Consider the following 19655-nt stretch of genomic DNA (forward strand, 5'->3'; position numbering starts at 1 on the left):
ATTTCAGGCGGGGTTTTTCATTGGGCGCTCGGCTGATGCGTGTTCAGCGGCGGTCCAGCGCCTGGCTTTCCAGATAGCGCCGGCGCTGGAAAAGCACCAGCATGAGCACCACGATCAGGGCCATGCTGCCCATCGTCAGCCAGAACCCGACCGCGTTTTTCAGCAAGGGCATCACTTCGAAATTCATGCCGAAGATCCCTGTGATCAGGGTCAACGGCATGAACAACGCAGTGATGACGGTCAGCGTACGCATGATTTCATTGGTACGGTGGGCGACCGCGGAAAAGTGGATTTGCACCGCCGATTCGATCGACGATTCCAGCCGGCGCGCGTGGTTCAGCACCCGCGTAATGTGTTCCATGACGTCGTTGATGCGCACCAGCAGCAAGTCCTTGGCGCGACTGATTTCGATGCCGTCATCGATGTCGACGAAGTAATCGCGCAACTCCTGCATGGCGTCATGCTGTTCCTCGCACAGGTTCTCCAGCTTGCGCAACTCAATCCGCGCATCCAGCAGCGCCATCCAGTCTTTGAACGGCCGGCGCGGATCCAGCAGGGCGCGCTGCCAGCGGTCCAGCTGCGTGGTCAGAGGCTGGCGCAGGTCCAGGTACTGGTCCACCATGGCATTGATCAGGCGCAGCAGCAAGTCTTCCGGAGAGGCGGGCAGGCGTATCGCATGCGGCGTCCTTTCCGTTTTGTTGCACAGATCCAGCAGGCGCGTGCGCGTGGCGTCGATGGTGCGGCTGTAGCGTTCGTGGACGGTGACCAGGGCATGATCCATGATCAGGAAAGTAACCGGCTGGGTAGCCAGCTTGCTCAGGGCCGCCGGAATCTTGCGTTTGCCGCCTTCGTCGGCTGCTGCTGCCGGGGCTGCCGCAGGTTTGTCCCCGCTGCCTGCCGGCGCCTGGGAATTGCCGTTGCCCGCCGCGCCGTTCAGCATCAGCTTGCGGAACACCACCATGCCGTAATCCTGGGTCGAATCGAAATACGAAGGATGATTCGGATTGAGCGTGTCGATCATGTGCGGATCGTAGATCTGGACGCCGGTGGCGCGCTCGATGGCGCTGCGCCAGGCTTCGGCGTCGGCGGCTACTTCTTCGTGGGTGGCGTCGATCCAGAGAAAACCCTTGAGCGGTATGGCGTCCGGGATTTCCTGGCTTTGGCTGACCTGGTTGTCACTGATGAGAAAGATGTCCATGCATTATCGATGAGCGTTTAAATATGGGCCAGAGCGCAATCATCGAAGCTAGCGATAACAGGATGACGGCGCCCAGCATAAGCGGTGTCAGGGACACCGCGCCGAACCATGCTCTGGCAAGCCACACGCCGAGGCTGGTGGCGCCCAGGCGTATTGCTTCCAGCGCGATGTAGCGCGGCCGCATCTCCATCAGGCCGCCGACTATCCACAGTCCTGCCGTCAACCAGGCGGCATAGCCCAGTCCGGCAAGCCATGGCATGGCTACCTGCGCCGCCAGGAAATGAGTGGTGACCAGCAGCAGGATGGCGAACTGCAGCAGGCAATAGACCTGCGCGGCGCGACTTAGTTGCGGATGATACAGCGGCCGGGCGATATCGAATGGCGCACCGGGCCAGTTTGCGGCGACGTCGGCCGGACGCCAGCCCGGCGCGGCGAGCCAGATGTGCAGCTTGTCGCGCCAGTGCTGCGTGCGCCAAGCATCCAGCCACAGCGTCTTATACACTTCAACGTTGGCCCACAACGGATTCCAGCTGCGCAGCGGACTGCGTGTCCCGTACACCACCGGCTCCTGCTCGCGTTCTTCAATGAAGCTGCCGAACAGGCGGTCCCACAGGATCAGGATGCCGCCGTAATTCTTGTCCAGATAGATGTCGTTGACGCCATGATGCACGCGGTGATTCGACGGTGTCACAAACACCCGGTCCAGCCAGCCCAGCTTGTCGATCTGCTGCGTGTGGACCCAGAACTGGTACAGCAGGTCGATCAGCGCCAGCGCCGCGAATACTTCCACCGGATAGCCCAGCAACGCCATCGGCACATAGAAAATCCAGCCCAGGATCGGTCCGCTGCTGGTCTGGCGCAATGCGGTGGAAAGATTGTAGTCCTCGCTCTGATGATGCACCACGTGCGCGGCCCACAAGACGTTGACTTCGTGGCCGCAGCGGTGCAGCCAGTAGTAGCAGAGGTCGTACAGCAGCAGGCCGGAGAGCCAGACCCAGATGCTGTCGGCCGGCAGCTTGAACAATGCAATATGGCTCGCCAGCCAGGCGTAGACGCCGATCCGCAGCACCTGCATGAAGACGCCCGAAACCTGGCTGAGGACGCCAAGGCTGATGCTGTTGATGGCATCGTTGAGGCGATAGGTATTGCGTCCGCGCCACAGGCCGACCACCAGCTCGATGAAGATCAACAGAAAGAACACTGGCGTCGCCAGGGTGATTACTTTCTCTTGCATGCCGCTCTCCTCGTCGCCCTGTCGGCGTGCGCCGCTAACAATACACGCGATCGTCAGCCGAGCAGCCTGACGATCACATGCGCTTGCGCTCAGCCTTTTTTCAGGTGGCGCGCAATATCCAGTGCGAAGTAAGTCAGCACGCCATCCGCGCCGGCGCGCTTGAACGCCAGCATGGCTTCCATCATGGTTTTGTCGTGATCCAGCCAGCCGTTCTGCGCGGCGGCCTTGATCATCGCGTACTCGCCGCTGACCTGATAGGCAAAGGTCGGCACCTTGAATTCATCTTTCACGCGGCGCACGATATCCAGGTAAGGCATGCCAGGCTTGACCATCACCATGTCGGCGCCTTCCGCCAGGTCCAGCGCGACTTCGTGCAAGGCTTCGTTGCTGTTGGCCGGATCCATCTGGTAGGTGTTCTTGTTGCTCTTGCCCAGTGTGGCGGACGAGCCGACGGCATCGCGGAACGGACCGTAGAAGGCCGATGCATACTTGGCCGAATAAGCCATGATGCGGGTGTAGATATGATGATGCGCTTCCAGCGCATTGCGCACCGCGCCGATGCGGCCATCCATCATGTCGGACGGCGCCACGATGTCGACGCCGGCCTCGGCCTGGGTCAGCGCCTGTTTGACCAGGATCGCGCAGGTTTCGTCGTTCAAGACATAGCCGTCCGCATTCAGCACGCCGTCCTGGCCGTGGCTGGTGTAGGGATCCAGCGCGACGTCGGTGAGGATGCCGAGTTCAGGAAAGCGCTGTTTCAGCTCGCGCACCGCGCGCGGGATCAGCCCTTGGGGATTGGTGGCTTCGATGCCGTCCGGTGTTTTCAGGGAGGGATTGATTACCGGGAACAGCGCCATGACCGGTATGCCCAGCGCTACGCACTCTTCCGCCACATTTAACAGCAAGTCAATTGACAGCCGTTCAACACCCGGCATTGAATTGATTTTCTCGCGCTGATTTTTGCCGTCCAGAAGGAAGACCGGATAAATCAGGTCCGCGGTGGTAATGACGTTTTCCCGCATCATGGCGCGCGAAAACGCATCTTTACGCATGCGGCGCATGCGGATGGCGGGGAACTGGGCGGTTTTATGAGTATGTGACATAGCGGTTTCTGACATATCGGGTGAGTGGGAGCGGGCCCTTGCATACAGGCATCGCTAATATTTTCGTCGAAAATAAAAAAATTCGTGAACTTTTTCAGTCTCTACCGGCTCCTAGCAATAGGTGCATCATTCGCCTCCCGCTTCCCTCCCTGAGCGGGGCCGTATCGCTTTTGGTGATAAGGCATTGTGCCCTGGAGATATTCCCCTTTCTCCAGGGCTTTTTTATGTTTAGCGCGTAGACTAAACAGAGCTGTCTTCTTCCCCCGCCGCATCACCAGAATCATTCCCGCCTTCGGTCAGATTATTCAGGCCGGCCAGTTCCACGATCTTGTCGTTCGCTTCTTCCAGGCCATTGCGGTTCAGCGCTGAAAACAATTGCACGGTGAACGGTAGTTGCTCATTGTTCTCGTTAACATAGCTTGCCAGGAAGGTGCGCGCCTGACGCAAGGCGTTGGTGGCGTCGTTGCGGTTAAGTTTATCCGACTTGCTCAAGATGCAATGGATGGGCTTGCCGGTAGGTGCAAACCATTCAACCATCTGGACGTCGAGTTCGGTGAAGGGGCGGCGCGAGTCGACGATCAGCACCAGCGCGGCCAGCTGCTCGCGGCGGCGCACGTAGTCGCCCAGCAACTGCTGCCAGTGCAGCTTGGCGGAGCCGGACACCTCGGCATAGCCGTAACCGGGCAAGTCGACCAGCAGGGCGCGGATCTCGTCGATCTTGGTTTCATCCTTGCGATGCTGGCCGACGTGGGCGCCGCCTATGGAAAAATAATTGATGTGCTGGGTGCGGCCGGGCGTCTTGGACGCAAAAGCCAGCTTCTTCTGGTTGCATAAAAGATTGATGGCGGTCGACTTGCCGGCGTTGGAACGGCCGGCGAAAGCGATCTCGGGTACTTGCAAGGTTGGCAAGTCACGAAGATGATTGACCGTGGTAAAGAAGCGGGCTTGCCAAAGTAGGGACATGGAATGAGCAGAAAATGCGGTAAGGGGAGGCAAAAATGCCGGAAAGCTATTGTACAATAAGGGGTTATGTACTGCTGTTTCGCTTGGCGTGTGTGTGCAATTAATGGCTTTTGGGAGTCGGGCAATCGATTGATATGGCTGGGGTCGCCCCAGTATGGTACCCATCAGGGCAGAATTCTAAAATCAAGTCAGGGTGTTTGAATGAACCGTGCGTTTTTTCCAGTAGTGAAAGCTTTCTTCATTGCAGTTGTCGCGCTTTCTACCTCCGCCCATGCAGCGGACGAACCAAAAGCGGCGCCTGCCAAAGCCGATCCAGCCAAGGGCGAAGCACTCTATACGAATGGCGACCCGGCCCGCAACATCACCGCCTGTATCTCTTGCCACGGCGCTGCCGGCGCATCGACCATCAGCACCAACCCGAAACTGGGCGGCCAGCATGATGCATACATCCATAAGCAACTGACCAATTTCCAGGGCGCCGACCGCAATAATCCGATCATGTCGCCGCTGGCCAAGCTGCTGACCGACGATGAAATGAAAAACATCGCCGCCTACCTGAATGCGCAACCGGCCAAGCCGGGCGCTGCCAAGGACAAGGATACGCTGGCCCTGGGCAAAAAGATCTATCGCGGCGGCATCGCTGAAAAGAGCGTGCCGGCCTGCGCAGGCTGCCACAGCCCGAACGGCGCTGGCATTCCGGCCCAGTTCCCGCGCATCGGCGGCCAGCACCAGGATTATACCGTGACCGAGTTGACCAATTTCCGTACCGGCGCGCGCAAGAATGGGCCGATGATGACGACCATCGCCACGCGCATGTCTGACGATGAAATCAAAGCGGTTGCCGATTATATTGCCGGCCTGAAGTAATAAAATAATAATAAAAAATGCATTCAGGGGTGGCCTAGGCCACCCCTTTTTCTTTTCAAAAAGACAAACAGGCTATGAGCACAAGCAACAACGAGAACGCAAGTAACGATATCAGCACCGCCGGGATACAGCTGAAGACCAGCCGCCGCTGGCTGGCGGACGCAGTTGAATTATTGTCATCGATGCGTTTTGCCATCAGCTTGCTGACAATTATTGCGGTGGCTTCGGTGATCGGCACAGTGCTCAAGCAAAACGAGCCGATGCCGAACTACGTCAACCAGTTCGGTCCCTTCTGGTTCGAAGTGTTCGGCAAGCTGGGTTTGTACGCGGTGTATTCGTCCTGGTGGTTCCTGCTGATCATGACTTTCCTGGTGATCTCGACCTCGCTGTGCATCGCCCGCAATGCGCCGAAGATGCTGAAAGACATGCGCAGCTGGCGTGAAAACGTGCGTGAGCAATCACTGCGCAACTTTCATCACAAGGCAGAGTGGACTTCGGCGACTGCGCCAGCGGTGCTGACACAGCAACTGGTGGCGCGCATCGCCGCCAAGGGCTACAAAACCAAGCTGGTGGCCAAGGACAACGCCACCCTGATCACCGCCAAGCAAGGCGCCGCCAACAAATGGGGCTATATCTTTGCCCACAGCGCCATCGTCATCATCTGCATAGGCGGTTTGCTGGATTCAGACCTGCCGATCCGCGCGCAGCAATGGATCTACGGCAAGACGCCGTTCAACGGCAACGGCGTCATCGCGGAAATCCCGGCGGAACACCGGCTCGGACTGGGCAATCCGACTTTCCGCGGCAATACCCTGATACCGGAAGGTTCCGCCAGCAGCACCGCCATCATCCCGCAAAAGGATGGCGTGATGATCCAGGACTTGCCCTTCACCATCCAGCTGAAGAAGTTCATCATCGATTTCTACAGCACCGGCATGCCCAAGCTGTTCGCCAGCGAAGTGGTGATCAAGGACAATGCCGACGGCCATACTTTCCCCGCTACCATCAGGGTCAACCAGCCCCTGATCTACAAGGGCATCGCGGTGTACCAGTCCAGCTTCGAAGACGGCGGCAGCAAGCTCAGGCTGACGGCTTATCCGATGACGGGGGCTGCCGAGACCACTTTCCCGGTCAGCGGCGAGGTCAACGGCACTACGGCCCTGGCCAACCCTGCATTAGCGAACCACGGTAATAACGACTATACGATTGAATGGTCTGGTTTCCGCCCGTTTAACGTGGAGAATATGGCTCAGTCGGGTGACGATCTGCGTGCCGTGACCAAGTCCAAGAGCCTCAACCAGCGCTTGAGCGACGATCTGAGCAGTCATCTTGGCAATGCGGCAAAAAGCGCGGTCAAGAAGGATTTGCGGAATGTCGGCCCGAGCGTGCAATACAAGCTGCGCGACAAGACTGGCCAGGCGCGCGAATTCAGCAACTACATGCAGTCGATCAAGGTCGACGACGCCTACGTCTTCCTGGCCGGCGTGCGCGACGCGCCGGACGAACCGTTCCGCTACCTGCGGATGCCGGCCGATGACGAAGACAGCCTGCAGGAGTGGATGCGCTTGCGCGCCGCCCTGATGAGTCCGGAGCTGCGCGCGGCTGCCGCCCATCGCTATGCGCAGCGTGCGATTCCGGAGAGCCGGGACGGCATCGCCACCCTGCGCGTGCAGCTGGAGCAATCGGCATTGCGCGGCTTGTCCTTATTCGCAGGCGACGGCAAGGAAGCCGGCTACATGGCCATTTCCAGGTTCCTGGAGCAGGTGCCGCAGCAGGAGCAGGAAAAGGCCGCGGATATCTTCATGAAGATCCTCAACGGCAGCATGTGGGATCTGTGGCAGGTCGCGCGTGAGAAAGACGGCTTGAAGGAAATGGCGGCCGACGACAAGCATGCGCGCTTCCTGCAGCTGAGCACCAATGCGCTGTCGGATGCAAGCTTCTATAATGCACCTGTGTATCTGCAGATGACCGGCTTTGACGAAATCAAGGCATCGGTATTCCAGGTCACCCGCTCGCCAGGCAAGAAGGTGGTCTATTTCGGCTGTCTGCTGCTGGTGCTGGGCGTATTCTCGATGCTGTACGTGCGCGAGCGCAGGCTGTGGGTGTGGATACGTCCGGACAAGGATGCAGAAGGCCGGTCGCATGCGCTGATGGCACTGAGTTCGCAGCGCAAGACGTTGGATTTTGAAAAAGAATTTGAAGTGTTGAAAACACAATTGATGCAGGCGGAAGCGCAGCCGAAGGCCTAGCCGCCTTGCCGATGATGGCGCCGCACTGCAGATAAAAAGATGGACGTTCCGCTGCGATGTTGGGATTTTCCACGCAAGAGCGGGACGATATGGAGAAAATGATGGAACTGACGCAAACTTATTCCCCGCCTGGCAGCTTTTTCAAGCGCCTGTCCGTGGTCGACTGGCTGTTTGCCGTCGCGCTGGTGGCCGCCTCGCTGTTCGCCCTGAACCGCTACGGCGGCCATATGGATTACTACGAGAAGGGCGTGCTGCTGCTGGCCGGCCCGACTTTCGCCTGGCTCGGCTGGCACTGGAAATCGGTGCGCTGGCTGATGGCCCTGCTGGCGGTGCTGGCGCTGTCGGCCATCGCCATGTACGGCGGCGTGCTCGACATGGCCAACCAGAAGTTCTTCCTCAAATACATGCTCTCCAGCCAGTCGGCGATCCTGTGGATGAGCACGCTGTTTTTCCTCTCGACCCTGTTCTTCTGGGGCGGCCTGATCACGCGTTCTGACTTTGGCGCCTCGATCGGCTCCAAGCTGTGCTGGGCGGCGGTGGTGATGGGCTTTACCGGCATGCTGGTTCGCTGGTATGAGTCCTACCTGATCGGCGCCGATATCGGCCACATCCCGATTTCCAACCTGTACGAAGTGTTCATCCTGTTCAGCCTGATCACCGCGCTGTTCTATCTCTACTACGAACAGCATTACCGCACCCGCCAGTTGGGCGCTTTTGTCCTGCTGGTGATCTCGGCCGCGGTCGGCTTCCTGCTGTGGTACATGGTGTCGCGCGACGCCGCGGAGATCCAGCCGCTGGTCCCGGCGCTGCAAAGCTGGTGGATGAAAATCCATGTGCCGGCCAATTTCATCGGCTACGGCACGTTCGCGCTGTCGGCGATGGTGGCGGTGGCTTACCTGCTGAAATCGCATGGCTATCTGGTCGACCGCCTGCCGGCGCTGGAAGTGCTGGACGATGTCATGTACAAGGCGATTGCGGTCGGCTTCACCTTCTTCACCATCGCCACCATCCTTGGCGCCCTGTGGGCGGCGGAAGCCTGGGGCGGCTACTGGTCCTGGGATCCGAAAGAAACCTGGGCGCTGATCGTCTGGCTGAATTACGCCGCCTGGCTGCACATGCGTCTGATGAAGGGGCTGCGCGGCCACATTGCGGCCTGGTGGGCGCTGATCGGTTTGCTGGTGACCACTTTTGCTTTCCTCGGCGTGAACATGTTCCTGTCCGGCCTGCATTCTTACGGAGAGCTGTGAACGGATGACGAAGCCAGCAACAGATTCAAGCAGTGCGCCGGTAGAGCTCGTGATTTTCGATTGCGACGGCACCCTGGTCGACAGTGAAACGGTGGCAACCGATGTGATGGTGGACTATCTGGCCGAGCTCGGCATGCAGCTGTCGGCCGAGGTGGCGTTAGCCCGCTTCAAGGGTGGCCGCATGGCCGATTGCGTGGCCGAACTGGAACAGATGTTCGGCCGCTCTCTGCCGGCCGATTTCACCAAGGTCTTGCGCGATCGCATCGCTCCGGTGCTGCACCAGCGCCTGCAGCCCATCGAAGGCGCGCTGGAACTGGTGCAATCGCTGAAAGTGCCGTTCTGCATGGCCTCCAACGGGCCTTTGCACCAGATCAAGGTGTCGCTCAGCGTCACCGGTCTCTGGCCTTACTTCGAAGGCCGCATCTTCAGCGCCTACGAAGTCGGCTCCTGGAAACCGGCGCCGGAGCTGTTCCTGCATGCCGCCAGGACCATGGGTGTCGACCCTTCCCGCTGTGCCGTGGTCGAAGATAGCCTGCCGGGCGTGCAAGCCGGCGTTGCTGCCGGCATGCAGGTATTCGCCTTGCAGCCGGAGCAGGTGGAAGCACAGCTTCCGCGGCAGGCGACCATCATTTCCCGGCTGGCGGAGCTGCACGACCATATCCAAATTTCGGGATAAGCGGTTTTCCTGCGCATCTGTAAGGAATCGTCAGCTTATCTGACTAAGCTTCATCATTACCTTGCAGGAGCATCACATGCCGCTATATCGCCGCCCCAATGGAATCGATCTGCCGTTTGCTTCCGAAATCACGCCGCGGGAAATATTCGAATCGCGCCGCAGCTTTATCAAGCAGATTGCCGTAGGCGCCGCCGGCGCAGGGTCGCTGCTGCAATTGAGCGGCGGCGAAGCCTGGGCGCAGGCTGGCGACGGCCAGAAGCTGGCGGCCAAACCGAATCCGGCGTATGTCGTCATGGACAAGGCAACCTCATACAAAGATGCCACCACCTACAATAATTTCTACGAATTCGGCACTGACAAATCCGATCCGGCCGAAAACGCCGGCAGCCTGAAAACACGGCCCTGGACGATCGCGATAGAGGGCGAGGTCAAGAAGCCGCTGACGCTGGATATCGACAGCCTGCTGAAGCTGGCGCCGCTGGAAGAGCGCATCTACCGGCTGCGCTGCGTCGAAGGCTGGTCGATGGTGATTCCCTGGATCGGTTATTCCTTGTCGGCGCTGATCAAGAAAGTCGAGCCGACCGCCAACGCCAGGTATGTTGAGTTCACCACATTGGCCGATAACCGCCAGATGCCGGGTTTGCGTGCGCCGGTACTGGAGTGGCCCTATGTGGAAGGCTTGCGCATGGATGAAGCCATGCATCCGCTGGCCTTGCTGACCTTCGGCATGTACGGCCAGGTCTTGCCGAACCAGAGCGGGGCGCCGGTACGCATGGCGCTGCCGTGGAAATACGGTTTCAAGTCGGCCAAGTCCATCGTCAAGATCCGCTTCCTCAAAGACCAGCCGCGGACCGCATGGAATATCGCTGCGGCGCGCGAGTATGGCTTTTATTCGAACGTGAATCCGGACGTCGATCATCCGCGCTGGTCGCAAGCCACCGAGCGCCGCATCGGCGAAGACGGTTTCTTCGCGAAGAAGCGCAAGACGCTGATGTTCAACGGCTATAACGAGGTCGCTTCGCTGTATTCGGGCATGGACCTGAAGAAGTACTTTTAAGGCTGGGACGCCGCTTATGTTCAATCCCTCTCCCAAGCAATTCAAATTCATCAAGGCCTTGCTGTTCATGCTGGCTTTGCTGCCCGCGCTGCGCCTGCTGGTGTCTGGCTTCACCGGCCAGCTGGGCGCCAATCCGATCGAATTCATCACCCGCAGCAGCGGCGACTGGACGCTCTATTTTCTCTGCATCACGCTGGCGGTGACGCCGTTGCGGCGCTTCACCGGCTGGAACTGGCTGGTCAAGTTGCGCCGCATGCTGGGTTTGTTTGCCTTTTTCTACGCCAGCCTGCACTTCACGACTTTCCTCTGGTTCGACCATTTCTTCGACCTTGGCGAGATGCTCAAGGATGTCGTCAAGCGCCCGTTCATCACGGTCGGCTTCATCGCCTTCGTGCTGCTGCTGCCGCTGGCGCTGACCAGCACCAACGGCATGATCCGCCGCCTCGGCGGCAAGCGCTGGCAGTGGCTGCATCGCAGCCTGTATGCGATTGCGATGCTGGGGATCCTGCATTTCTGGTGGATGCGCGCCGGCAAGCACAATTTTGAAAAGCCGATCCTGTTCGGCGGTATCGTCGGCGCGCTGCTGCTGGTGCGTGTGTATTTTGCCTGGCGCAACCGGAGCGCCGGCGCCGCCAAATCGCCTGCGGCGGTTCAGAACCGCCAGGTAACGCCGACGCCAACCTGACGATGGGTCTGGGCCGCGCAAGGGCCGCAGCCGATGCCGAATTTCAGCCCCATGTCGAGGTCGAGATTCGGCGTCGGCGAATACACGGTGCCGGTCAGGATATAGCCGGGATTGCTGCTTGCATGCTGGTCGCCGCTGGTATCGCTGGCGCGTTCGGTATTGCTGAGGATGCCGCCATCCAGCACCAGGCTCCACTTGGGATTCAGTTCATATAAGGCATAGCCCGACAAACGCCACTGCATGGTGCGGTTGGCCTGCTGATCGCTGGCCAGGCGAAAGCGGTTGTAATACGCGGCCAGGTTGCCGCTGAAAGCCCAGTCGCCGCTTTGATAGCTGCTGATCAGCGTCAGCGACATACTGGCGGCGCCGCGCCCCAGGCCACGGTTGGGATCGCCGCTTGGAAATGTTATTTCCGGTTTTACTCCAAGGCTGAAGTCGCCGCGTTCCAGCAGCCGCCATTTCATCCCCACGGCAATGTCATTGATGCCCGACGGCTGCGACAGCGTTGCCGGCGGATTGACATAGATGTCGAGGTTTTTCAGCAAGCCATAGCTGTAGGTAAAGTTGGCGACATGCGTGTGCACGTCGTTCTGGCGCAGCCAGTCGGTGTTCAGTTCAAGCTGCTGGTGGCCCTTGTCCTGGGTATTGGTGTCATCGGTCACCAGCGGATGGTTGGCGTGGGCCGGCTGCAGCAGGAAGCAGGACGAGATGGCGGCAAGCGTCAGCCTGCGCATCGCCGTCCTGTCGTTGGCGGCGCGCACGGTCAGGCCAGCAACGATTCCAGCGCAAACAGATCGGCCGGATTTTCGCGCTGCCGTATCAGATGCACTTGCTCGCCGTCGACCATCACTTCCGCTGCACGGCCGCGCGTGTTGTAGTTGGAGGACATGGTCATGCCGTAAGCGCCGGCCGACATCAGCGCCAGCAAGTCGCCGGCTTCAACCGCCAGCGGCCGCGAGCGCGCCAGCCAGTCGCCGGATTCACATACCGGTCCGACCACGTCATACACCTGCTCCGCGCTGCTGCGCCGGGCCACGGTCTGCACGCCGTGCCAGGCTTCGTACATGGCCGGCCGCATCAGGTCGTTCATGGCGGCGTCGACGATGGCGAAATTCTTGGCCTCGGAATGCTTCAGGTACTGGATCTCGGTCAGCAGGATGCCGGCGTTGCCGACAATCGAGCGGCCTGGTTCAAACAGCACCTTGATCGGTGCGCCCTGGTATTTGTCCTGGCGCCAGGCGTCGATGCGGGCAAACAGGCGGCCCAGGTAATCGCCGACGGCGACCGGTTGTTCATCGTCGTAGGTGATGCCGATGCCGCCGCCGATATCCAGATGATGCAGGTGGATGCCTTCGCCGGCCAGCTGGTCGACCAGGTCGATCAGCTTGTCGAGCGCTTCCAGCAACGGTGCATCGTCCAGCAGCTGCGAGCCGATATGGCAGTCGATCCCGGCCACCTCGATATGCGGCAGGGCGGCGGCAGTACGGTAGCAGGCCAGCGCGTCCTCGTAAGCCACGCCGAACTTGTTTTCCTTGAGGCCGGTGGAAATGTAGGGATGGGTCTTGGCGTCGACATTGGGATTGACGCGCAGCGAAATGGCGGCGCGCTTGCCCATGGCCGCCGCTACTTCATTCAGGCGGTGCAGTTCCGGAATCGACTCGACGTTGAAACACAGGATGTCATGCGACAGCGCCAGGCGCATTTCCTCGCGCGACTTGCCGACGCCGGAGAAAATTACTTTGCGAGGATCACCGCCAGCCGCGATTACGCGCAATAATTCGCCACCCGAGACGATATCGAAACCGGACCCGAGGCGGCTTAGCAGTTGCAGCACCGCCAGGTTGGAGTTGGATTTCACTGAATAGCAGATCAGGCTGCTGTCCGGCGCCGGGCTATGCTGCTTGCAGGCATCCGCGTAGGCGGAGAAATTCACCGTCAGCGCAGCCTTGGAGTAGACATAGGTCGGGCTGCCGAATTGCTGGGCAATAGCGTTCAGGGCGACGTTTTCAGCGTGCAGGATGTCATTTTTGTATGAAAAATACGACATAGCGGCTGCTTATTTGGCAACAGGCGTGGCTGGCGTGTCAGGCGTTTCCTGCGGAACCGGAGCGACAGGCGCAGGAGTTGTCTGTGGAGTAACGTTTGGATGTGCCGGCGCCGTTCTGACAATCGGAGGCGGCAGCGCCGCCGGCATGAACAGCGGGCCTTTTTGGCCGCATGCCGTCAGGGTAAGCGGGATGGCGATCAGCGCCATCATGGTAGTACGCGACAAATCGAAAATGGGCTTCACGGATTAGAATCACAGTTTAACGAAACGGATTGGAGTGTAGCATGACAGAATCAGAATTCCTGGCGGCGGCGGAGTCGGCTTTGGGCAAGATCGAAATGACGCTGGAGCGGGCCGCCGACGATACTGACCTGGATGTAGAGTGCAAGCGCAGCGGCAATGTGCTGGAGATCGAATTTATCGATAATGGCAGCAAGATTATCGTCAACAGCCAGGCGCCGATGCAGGAATTGTGGATAGCCGCCAAATCCGGCGGTTTCCACTACAGGCAAAAAGGCGGCGTCTGGCTCAATACGCGCGACGGTTCGGAGTTTTTTGCCGCACTGTCGACTATGATCAGCTCCCAGGGAGGCGTACCGATAGTGTTGTAAATTTTTTTCTTGCTCCCGGACCGGGCAAGGGATTTCTCAGGGGGCATTTGTCGTAAGATACGGACAATACCATGTTGTTTTGTTACGCTCGTTTGCCGGCTGTGCCATGGCTTGCTCAGGGTTTGGAAGAACTGGGTCAAGGAGAGTTGTTTAACGCTGCTCAACTATCGATAGCCACCTATGAACACGACAATAACCCGGGATTCGCAACAACCAAGCAATAGTAGCTCCGCCTGCGGCGGGACGGGCGCTCATCGATCGCCATCTTTCATGAAGCAAGAGGTGGCTCTCGTCTTTCTCACCGGCGTATTGCTGGCCGCGATCGGTCCGGCTCAGGCAGCCACCCCGCCCGCCGTAGTCGGCGCCGCCAGCCAGGGCGAGCGGGTAAATGGCGCCCAGCCTGAAGCGCCCAGGCACTGGGCAGCGGACACCAGCAACGGATGCAAGGTATGGAGCCCGGAGCCGATTGGCGGCGAGATCACGGTGCGCTGGAGCGGTCCCTGCGAAAACGATCTGGCGCAAGGTCCGGGAACCGTGCGCTGGCTGAGCAACACCAAGCAGGTGGCGGAACTGACTGGCACCATGGTGCGGGGAAAGCTGCGCGGCCATACTACCGGCGTCGAAGAACCGGGCAACCGTTTTGACGGCATGTTCATTGAGTCCCTGCCGGAGGGCGAAGGCAAGGCCAGCTTCGCCGACGGCTCAATCTATAACGGCGAATGGCACCGCGGCCGTCAGTTTGGCTACGGGATCATGACGTTTCCTCCGGCGCACCCGCAATACCAGGAGATGCTGCGCGACGGCAAAGGCAGGAGAGCAGAAAACGGCACCTACGTGCTGCGAGGCTGGTGGGAAGGGAAAACCTTCATCATTCCGTGCGACAGCGAAGAGGAGTGCGAGAAGGCCGTGGTCGCCATGACGACCCGTGAGCAAGCCGCCGCGGCCGCCAAGGCCGGCACTCCTGCAACGCCGCCGCCTGCTGCGCCGGCCGCCCCGGCCGCAGATCCGGCCGCAGCGCCGGCACAGCCGATGCCGCCCGCAACTCCAACTTCAATTCCTACTCCAGCGGTCGAGCCAGCTGCTATCACACCGGTGCCGGTGTTGCCTGCCATGGAGCCGCTCATGCCGCCGGTATTGCCGGCGCCGGCGGCCCCCGCAGCCCCAGCCACGGAACCGGTGCCTCCACCCGGCGCCCCTGACGTCGAGCCTGCGGCAGTGCCGGCGGCAACTGCGCCTGCGCCAGAACAGCCGGCCATTCCGCAGGTGTTGCCTGAGCCGGCAGCCCCCGCGGCCGCAGTCGTTGAACCGGCGCCCGCCCCTGGCGCCCCTGACCTTGGGCCTATGGTAGTACCGGCGGCAACCGTGCCGGCGCCAGAACAGCCGGCCATGGAAGCACCGGCAACCCCGGTTGCCGATCCCGCCAGCGACCCTGCGGTTCCGGCCGTTCCTGACGCCAAGCCCGCTGTGGAGCCGGAAACCGCCACGCCTGTCACTTCGGATGCCGGCTTCGGCGTCCGACTCATTACAAACGGATTTAGCTGATGACGTATGCACCAGATATTCTTGCAACAAGCAGATTAAGTAATTCAACGCGTTTAAGCACCGCTTGCTGGCAGCCTTGGCTGGCATTGCTTTGCATCGTTCTGTGGATGACGCCGGCCGCGCATGGGCAAATGCGCGCCGACCTGCCGGGCAACAAGGCCGCCGCCGCCGGACCGAAAAACCTGCTGGCGGAAGCCGCCCGCAGCGTCGGCGTCAAACAGTGCCAGCCGGCGATCAACCGCCTGTCGGCATTGGCCATCACGGGCACCGGCGCCCATGACGTGCTGGTCGACTGGGATCGCGCCCATCCTGACAAGGGGCCGTTCTTTTCGCTTACCGGCATCGAATATGCCGGTGCGTCGGCGGCAGTGTCGATCACGGCGGTGCCGCAGGATGGCGGCGCCTGTTCGGTCTCCGCCGAACGCATTTCGATCGCCCCCTACTCATGCAAGAGCATTGCCGAGACCGAGCTGAAAGGATACAGCGCCACGCCGTTGCTGCCGACCTTCACGGTGTATGTGTCGCCTACCGAACCGGGCGGCTCGGTATCGCTGGTGGATTCGCCGCCGGGCTGCCTGATCATCCGGCGCTATGTGCAGTACAACTGGACCGAGCAGACGAAAATGTCGGTGCCGGCACGCAAATGACGCCCTTGTTTACCCTGTATGAATTTTTTATTTGAATCAGCGCTATGAACTCTTCACCTCGCACTGTGCGGATCGGCATCACTATCGGCTTGCACCAGGAAAACGAATCCCTCTGGAACAACGGCATCAAGCAGAATGCCGTGTACCTGGCCGAAGCATTAAAGCATTGCCCCAGCGTGACCTCGGTGCACCTGGTGAACACCACGGCGATCGCCATCACTGCGGCCTTGCCTTGGGATCAGGCGCGCTGGCCGACGGTGGCCTTCGAGCAGGCCAAGGATAATCTGGATGTGCTGATTGAACTCGGCGGCCAGGTCAGCGCCGATCAGACCGCTTACCTGAAGACGCAAGGATGCCGCCTGATATCTTACTGTTGCGGTTTCGAATACGTGCACGTGATGCAATCGATCCTGTTCAACCGGCCGCTATGGGGTTACGACCTGTTCGTCAACCAGCGCTACGATGCCATCTGGATGGTGCCGCAGGTCGCCACCAACAGCCAGTCCTACTTCGAGACTTTGCGCCGCCGGCCGGCGCAGGTGGCGCCGTTCGTCTGGGATCCGATCTTCGTCGATCAGCGCAGCCAGGGATTTGAAAACCACGGCGAGTATCGCCCGCGCACCGCCGGCGCCAAGCGCCTAACTGTGATGGAGCCGAATAACGATATCGTGAAATTCTGCATGTATCCGGCCTTCATCGCGGAAGAAGCCTATCGGCAGCGGCCGCAAGACATTGAGATCCTGCAGGTGACCAATGCCGAGCGGCTGGCGCGGGAAAGCAAGGAATTCATCGCGGTGATGAACCAGCTGGATATCGTGCGCCAGCACAAGGCGGTGTTCCTTGGGCGTTACGATACCCCGCAATTCCTTAGCGAGATGACCGATGTGGTGATTTCCCACCAGATCGAGAATGCCCTGAATTATTTTTACTTCGACGTCTGCTGGCAAGGTTATCCGCTGGTGCACAACGCTTACATGTGCAGCGATCTCGGTTACTACTATGAAGGCAACAGCGTGCAAAACGGCTGCCGCCAGCTGCTCGAAGTATTGAGTGCGCACGACCAGGGCTGGCAGGAGTATCTGGCGCGACAGCGCCAGCTGCTAGGGCGTTACCTGCCGGGTTGCCCTGAGGTGACGGCAGAATATGAACGGCTGTTGACGGCATTGCTTGAACAGCCGATCGCGTGATCTGAAACGGTTCTTAATTTTTACTCATCCATGAAAAAAATCAATGTAGGCGTTTCTGTCTTTGTCGTCCAGGGAGCGCAGATCTGGTCGAATGGCCTCAACCAGAATCTGGCGTTCTTGGTGATGCTGCTGCAGCAGAGTCCACAGGTGGGCAAGGTGTTCCTGCTGAACGGCGGCGACCTTGACCAGATGCCGGCGGATATGGGGCTGGAAGGTCTTAACGCTCCGCTGGTGAAGCCAGCCGATGTCACCCACGAGCTGGACGTGGTCATCGAAATGGGCGCGCAGCTGCCGCTGCCGTGGCTGCACCATGTGCGTGCCCTGGGCGTCAAGATCATTACGTTTTTCGTCGGCCATACTTATGCCGACAATGCCGAGGCGCCGATGTTCGACGGTCCCAGCGGCCAGATTTTCAATGGTACGCCGTGGCACGAAATCTGGACCCTGCAGCATCACATGAAGGCCAGCGGACCGCTGCTGCGCACGGTGTCGCGGGTGCCGGTATTTGCGGTGCCGCACATCTGGTCGCCGTTGTTTGTCCAGAAGCAGATCGATGTGGTTGAAAAGGATGGCCATCAGTTCGGCTATCTGCCCGGCAGCGGCGCCGACCGGCCGGGCTGGCGCACGGCTATTTTCGAGCCGAATATTTCCGTCGTCAAAAGCAGTTTCATTCCGATGCTGGTGTGCGAACAGGCCTACCGCCTGGACCAGCGCTCGGTAAGCATGATGATGGTGATGAATACGGTGCAGATGAAAGAGCATCCTACCTTCAACCGCTTCGCCATCAATCTCGACCTGACCCGCGATCACAAGGCTTCTTACGAACCGCGCGTGGCGTTTGTCGAATGCATGGCGCAGCACAAGATGAATGCGGTAGTGTCGCACCAGTGGGAATGCGGCTTGAATTATCTCTACTACGACGCCTTGTACGGCGGCTATCCGCTGATCCACAATTCGGAGTATCTGGCAGCCGACGGCATCGGCATTTACTATCCGCATTTCGAGGCCAGCATCGGCGGCCAGGCCCTGCTCGACGCCTGGCGCCAGGAGCCGGAATTCTGGGACGACTACAAGAAAGCCGGCGCAGCCTACCTGCGCAAGCTCGACCCCGCACACCCTGATAACGTGGATGCATTTGTGAAAAGACTTCAATTCAGCGTGGAGGGCAAGCTATGAGCGCTCCTCTTCCGCAACGTAAGCTACGCGTAGGCGTCACCCTGTATGTGCGTTCGGGGCAGCAATCGATATGGGAAAACGGTATTTTCCAGAACTGTGCCTTCCTGGTGCAGCTGTTCAATCAGTCGCCCGCGGTCGAGCAGGCGGTGCTGGTGCTGGATGGCTCCACCGAACAGGTCAGCGACGCCATGATGCTGGGCGACCTGGGGATAAGGATGATCGGCCTGGAAGAGGCAATGAATACGCTGGATGTGGTGGTGGAAATGAGCGCCCAGCTGAGCGAAGAGTGGGTGCGTCAATTCCGCGAGCGCGGCGGCCGTTACGCCTGGATGCGGGTCGGCAACGACTACGTGATAGATATCGAGCGCGCCATGTTCAACAAGCCGCACGGCGGCCTGTGCAGCGACAAGCCTTACGATGCCGTGTGGACCTTGCCGGAGTATGAACGTAGCTGCAAGGATTATTTCGGCCTGATGGCGCGCGCGCCCGTGCATATCGTGCCGCATCTGTGGACGCCGCTGTTTTTCGCCAAGGGCATCGCCACACTGCCGGCGCATCTCAGTTATGGCTACCAGCCGGGCAAGCCGCGCTGGCGGGTCTGCAGTTTCGAGCCGAATGTCTGCATGGTGAAAACTTCGCTGCTGCCGATGCTGGCCTGCGAGGAAGCGTACCGCGCGCAACCGGGCTTCCTTGAATATCTGCGGGTTTGCAATACCTTGCACCTGAAAGAACATCTCAAGTTTTCGCATTTCGCCCGTTCGCTGGATGTGGTTAACCATGGCCTGGCTTCATTTGAAGGACGCTTTGCGGTGTATGAGTTCATGGCCAACTATGGCGACTGCATCATTTCCCATCACTGGGAAAATGGCCAGAATTACCTGTACTACGAAGCCTTGTACGGCGGCTATCCGCTGATCCACAACTCGGAATTCATCAAGGATTACGGCTATTACTATCCGGAATTCGATTCCTACGAGGGCGGGCAGGCGGTATTGCGGGCGTTTGCCACGCATGATGCGCAGCTGGAGGATTACCGGCGCAATGCGCAGACCTTGCTGCGCACGCTGGATGTCAGCTTGCCGGAGAATATAGAGATCTACACCCGGCGCTTGCTGGACCTGTATTCAAATTAAAGCTGCCAAGGCGGGCAATTGCGCCCGCCTGAC

Annotated in this window: 19 protein-coding genes; 12 read left to right on the forward strand and 7 right to left on the reverse strand. The window is 59.7% G+C overall.

The window, feature by feature from the left end:
• Positions 1–43 precede the first annotated feature (43 nt).
• The 4 genes from AC07V8_RS12730 to yihA all read right to left on the reverse strand — a co-directional run bounded on the left by AC07V8_RS12730 (position 44) and on the right by yihA (position 4498).
• Positions 44–1198, reverse strand: coding sequence for a magnesium transporter CorA family protein (locus tag AC07V8_RS12730; RefSeq protein WP_494678663.1), 1155 nt, complete (start codon positions 1196–1198; stop codon positions 44–46).
• On the reverse strand, positions 1176–2432 hold the full coding sequence (locus AC07V8_RS12735) for a sterol desaturase family protein (protein WP_494678662.1): 1257 nt from the start codon (positions 2430–2432) through the stop codon (positions 1176–1178). Before AC07V8_RS12735 ends, AC07V8_RS12730 begins: the two co-directional genes overlap by 23 nt.
• 89 nt (positions 2433–2521) lie before the next feature.
• Positions 2522–3535, reverse strand: a complete 1014-nt coding sequence (gene hemB / locus AC07V8_RS12740) for a porphobilinogen synthase (protein ID WP_494678661.1) — start codon at positions 3533–3535, stop codon at positions 2522–2524.
• A 240-nt stretch (positions 3536–3775) separates the two neighbouring features.
• Positions 3776–4498 (reverse strand): ribosome biogenesis GTP-binding protein YihA/YsxC, encoded by a 723-nt coding sequence (gene yihA / locus AC07V8_RS12745; protein ID WP_494678660.1) that lies wholly within the window; start codon positions 4496–4498, stop codon positions 3776–3778.
• A gap of 201 nt (positions 4499–4699) precedes the next feature.
• On the opposite strand from yihA, the gene AC07V8_RS12750 reads away from it, so the two are divergent.
• From AC07V8_RS12750 to msrQ, 6 genes are all read left to right on the forward strand, one after another.
• Entirely contained in the window at positions 4700–5365 is a 666-nt protein-coding gene (locus AC07V8_RS12750; protein ID WP_494678659.1) for a c-type cytochrome, read from the forward strand.
• 74 nt (positions 5366–5439) lie between these two features.
• Positions 5440–7614 carry a cytochrome c biogenesis protein ResB gene (locus AC07V8_RS12755; protein ID WP_494678658.1) on the forward strand — a complete coding sequence of 725 codons (2175 nt, stop codon included), beginning with the start codon at positions 5440–5442 and terminating at the stop codon, positions 7612–7614.
• Between the two features lie 101 nt (positions 7615–7715).
• The gene (gene ccsB, locus AC07V8_RS12760; protein WP_494678657.1) at positions 7716–8861 is read left to right on the forward strand and encodes a c-type cytochrome biogenesis protein CcsB; all 1146 of its coding nucleotides are present in this window, start codon (positions 7716–7718) and stop codon (positions 8859–8861) included.
• 4 nt (positions 8862–8865) lie between these two features.
• A complete protein-coding gene (locus tag AC07V8_RS12765; protein ID WP_494678656.1) occupies positions 8866–9537 on the forward strand; it encodes an HAD family hydrolase in 672 nt (223 codons plus the stop codon).
• 76 nt (positions 9538–9613) lie between these two features.
• Positions 9614–10594: a protein-methionine-sulfoxide reductase catalytic subunit MsrP gene (gene msrP, locus AC07V8_RS12770; protein ID WP_494678655.1), complete on the forward strand. Its 981-nt coding sequence runs from the start codon at positions 9614–9616 to the stop codon at positions 10592–10594.
• 16 nt (positions 10595–10610) lie between these two features.
• Positions 10611–11279, forward strand: coding sequence for a protein-methionine-sulfoxide reductase heme-binding subunit MsrQ (gene msrQ, locus AC07V8_RS12775; protein ID WP_494678654.1), 669 nt, complete (start codon positions 10611–10613; stop codon positions 11277–11279).
• Here the strand turns inward: msrQ and AC07V8_RS12780 are convergent.
• From AC07V8_RS12780 to lptM, 3 genes are read right to left on the reverse strand one after another with little or no spacing between them, the layout of a single operon-like run.
• Entirely contained in the window at positions 11246–12040 is a 795-nt protein-coding gene (locus tag AC07V8_RS12780) for a transporter (RefSeq protein WP_494678653.1), read from the reverse strand. The genes msrQ and AC07V8_RS12780 overlap by 34 nt on opposite strands.
• Positions 12041–12042: 2 nt before the next feature.
• Complete coding sequence (gene lysA, locus AC07V8_RS12785; RefSeq protein ID WP_494678652.1) at positions 12043–13326, reverse strand: diaminopimelate decarboxylase; 1284 nt, start codon at positions 13324–13326, stop codon at positions 12043–12045.
• A 9-nt stretch (positions 13327–13335) separates the two neighbouring features.
• Positions 13336–13536 carry an LPS translocon maturation chaperone LptM gene (lptM, locus tag AC07V8_RS12790; RefSeq protein ID WP_494721468.1) on the reverse strand — a complete coding sequence of 67 codons (201 nt, stop codon included), beginning with the start codon at positions 13534–13536 and terminating at the stop codon, positions 13336–13338.
• Positions 13537–13610: 74 nt separating this feature from the next.
• On the opposite strand from lptM, the gene cyaY reads away from it, so the two are divergent.
• The 6 genes from cyaY to AC07V8_RS12820 all read left to right on the forward strand — a co-directional run bounded on the left by cyaY (position 13611) and on the right by AC07V8_RS12820 (position 19622).
• A complete protein-coding gene (gene cyaY, locus AC07V8_RS12795) occupies positions 13611–13937 on the forward strand; it encodes an iron donor protein CyaY (RefSeq protein WP_494678651.1) in 327 nt (108 codons plus the stop codon).
• A 282-nt stretch (positions 13938–14219) separates the two neighbouring features.
• The gene (locus AC07V8_RS12800; protein ID WP_494678650.1) at positions 14220–15479 is read left to right on the forward strand and encodes an MORN repeat-containing protein; all 1260 of its coding nucleotides are present in this window, start codon (positions 14220–14222) and stop codon (positions 15477–15479) included.
• Positions 15480–15610: 131 nt separating this feature from the next.
• Positions 15611–16126: a hypothetical protein gene (locus AC07V8_RS12805; protein ID WP_494678649.1), complete on the forward strand. Its 516-nt coding sequence runs from the start codon at positions 15611–15613 to the stop codon at positions 16124–16126.
• A gap of 44 nt (positions 16127–16170) precedes the next feature.
• The gene (locus AC07V8_RS12810) at positions 16171–17313 is read left to right on the forward strand and encodes a DUF2827 domain-containing protein (RefSeq protein ID WP_494678648.1); all 1143 of its coding nucleotides are present in this window, start codon (positions 16171–16173) and stop codon (positions 17311–17313) included.
• Between the two features lie 30 nt (positions 17314–17343).
• Positions 17344–18489, forward strand: a complete 1146-nt coding sequence (locus AC07V8_RS12815; protein ID WP_494678647.1) for a DUF2827 domain-containing protein — start codon at positions 17344–17346, stop codon at positions 18487–18489.
• Entirely contained in the window at positions 18486–19622 is a 1137-nt protein-coding gene (locus tag AC07V8_RS12820; RefSeq protein ID WP_494678646.1) for a DUF2827 domain-containing protein, read from the forward strand. Before AC07V8_RS12815 ends, AC07V8_RS12820 begins: the two co-directional genes overlap by 4 nt.
• The last annotated feature ends 33 nt before the right edge of the window (positions 19623–19655 follow it).

The organism is Collimonas sp. GW821-FHT02H07 (genome assembly GCF_059421505.1).

Bases quoted from the DNA above. Each gene is read 5' to 3' on its own strand.
- AC07V8_RS12730 (WP_494678663.1), bottom strand. From the start codon at position 1,198: ATGGACATCTTTCTCATCAGTGACAACCAGGTCAGCCAAAGCCAGGAA.
- AC07V8_RS12735 (WP_494678662.1), bottom strand. From the start codon at position 2,432: ATGCAAGAGAAAGTAATCACCCTGGCGACGCCAGTGTTCTTTCTGTTG.
- hemB (WP_494678661.1), bottom strand. From the start codon at position 3,535: ATGTCACATACTCATAAAACCGCCCAGTTCCCCGCCATCCGCATGCGC.
- yihA (WP_494678660.1), bottom strand. From the start codon at position 4,498: ATGTCCCTACTTTGGCAAGCCCGCTTCTTTACCACGGTCAATCATCTT.
- AC07V8_RS12750 (WP_494678659.1), top strand. From the start codon at position 4,700: ATGAACCGTGCGTTTTTTCCAGTAGTGAAAGCTTTCTTCATTGCAGTT.
- AC07V8_RS12755 (WP_494678658.1), top strand. From the start codon at position 5,440: ATGAGCACAAGCAACAACGAGAACGCAAGTAACGATATCAGCACCGCC.
- ccsB (WP_494678657.1), top strand. From the start codon at position 7,716: ATGGAACTGACGCAAACTTATTCCCCGCCTGGCAGCTTTTTCAAGCGC.
- AC07V8_RS12765 (WP_494678656.1), top strand. From the start codon at position 8,866: ATGACGAAGCCAGCAACAGATTCAAGCAGTGCGCCGGTAGAGCTCGTG.
- msrP (WP_494678655.1), top strand. From the start codon at position 9,614: ATGCCGCTATATCGCCGCCCCAATGGAATCGATCTGCCGTTTGCTTCC.
- msrQ (WP_494678654.1), top strand. From the start codon at position 10,611: ATGTTCAATCCCTCTCCCAAGCAATTCAAATTCATCAAGGCCTTGCTG.
- lysA (WP_494678652.1), bottom strand. From the start codon at position 13,326: ATGTCGTATTTTTCATACAAAAATGACATCCTGCACGCTGAAAACGTC.
- lptM (WP_494721468.1), bottom strand. From the start codon at position 13,536: ATGATGGCGCTGATCGCCATCCCGCTTACCCTGACGGCATGCGGCCAA.
- cyaY (WP_494678651.1), top strand. From the start codon at position 13,611: ATGACAGAATCAGAATTCCTGGCGGCGGCGGAGTCGGCTTTGGGCAAG.
- AC07V8_RS12805 (WP_494678649.1), top strand. From the start codon at position 15,611: ATGCGCGCCGACCTGCCGGGCAACAAGGCCGCCGCCGCCGGACCGAAA.
- AC07V8_RS12810 (WP_494678648.1), top strand. From the start codon at position 16,171: ATGAACTCTTCACCTCGCACTGTGCGGATCGGCATCACTATCGGCTTG.
- AC07V8_RS12815 (WP_494678647.1), top strand. From the start codon at position 17,344: ATGAAAAAAATCAATGTAGGCGTTTCTGTCTTTGTCGTCCAGGGAGCG.
- AC07V8_RS12820 (WP_494678646.1), top strand. From the start codon at position 18,486: ATGAGCGCTCCTCTTCCGCAACGTAAGCTACGCGTAGGCGTCACCCTG.